Below are 1,209 nucleotides of genomic sequence, written 5' to 3' on the forward strand. Positions count from 1 at the left end.
AGACCAACGGAATGGTCGAGCGCTTCAACGGCCGGATCGAAGAGGTCCTGCAGAGCCACCATTTCCGATCAGGCGAGGACCTGGAGATCACGCTCCACCGATACGTCTGGCTCTACAACCAGCAGCTCCCGCAAGCAGCGTTGGCCAGCAAGGCGCCCTTGCAGGCCATGAAGGACTGGCACAAAATCAAGCCAGAGCTGTTCAAGAAACAGCCATACTACCTTCCGGGATGTTGGGAAGTTGCCATCCCGGGTGATTGCAAAGCCGTTTCTCGAACAGTTCCGGCTTGTGGCGACGGAAGTCCTTGCGCGCTTCGATGGGCTTTCGGCCTTTCAGGAAAGATTGCGGAAGCTGTCCGTTGCAGAGCCGGACGTAGCGCAGGATCGTCTGTTCGAGACCCTCGCCACTGCGGAAGTGGTGGCTTTGCAGAACGTCCTCAAGCCACCGAGACTTGGTCTTCGATGGACTGGGACATGGATCCCGAAGTCGACGCCATTATCGAGGCGTCCCGCCAGGAGACGGACAACGCGGCTCGCAACGCTATCTACAAAGACATTTAAACCGCATAATTCATGAAGCTGCGGACTTGTGCTCCGTGGGATGGTTTCCCCGGTCTCGGTTTTCTTGCGCGCACCCGGTGTTTGCGTCCGGTTGGCATGCCGGCCGGTGACTTGGGTCTTGGGCGATACGGGTTGATGTTTCTGGGTTTGTCGGGGCGCATGCGTCAGGCTGTTTTCGGTGGGGCGAGGGCGTCGAAGAGAAGGAGGAGAAGTCCCTTTCGGGGACACGATGCCGGCAGGGTCACGATGATCCGGGTCTTCTTTTCGACGATGGTGGCGGCCAGTTTGACGAGATGCAGTCGCAGCGTGTCGAACTGGGCGCGGCGCCACGGTGAGCGCTTCGGGCAAGCCGCGCGGAGCTTCCACCAAATCCAGTAGGCGCAGCCGTGCAGCATCAGACGCATCTGGTTGGCGTTGGCTTTCGAGCACGACGTCCGGTCTGCTGCGATCCCCCTCTGTCAGGGAAGTTGTCGCCTGCTCTGATGCAGAAAGTGTATTCTGAGGCGGGCGGGACAGGGCGACGAAATAGCTTACTCACCTGAACGGAAGGCTGCGGTGATCGGGAAGATGCTGCCGCCGAACAACATGCCCTTGGGCCGGCTGGCCAAGGAGGAAGGGATCAGCGTGGCGACGCTTGCGAAGTGGCGGG

At 60.1% G+C, this 1,209-nt stretch carries 2 pseudogenes; one reads left to right on the top strand and one right to left on the bottom strand.

Features of this window, described 5'->3' with window-relative positions:
• Window positions 1–233 (top strand): annotated as a pseudogene (locus tag JSE7799_RS19440) (integrase core domain-containing protein); the annotation flags it as partial.
• A gap of 491 nt (window positions 234–724) precedes the next feature.
• Here JSE7799_RS19440 and JSE7799_RS02685 read toward each other — a convergent pair.
• A pseudogene (locus tag JSE7799_RS02685) lies at window positions 725–1,009 on the bottom strand (transposase); the annotation flags it as partial.
• Window positions 1,010–1,209 lie beyond the last annotated feature (200 nt).

Source organism: Jannaschia seosinensis, assembly GCF_001408515.1.
Classification (GTDB): Bacteria; Pseudomonadota; Alphaproteobacteria; order Rhodobacterales; family Rhodobacteraceae; genus Jannaschia; species Jannaschia seosinensis.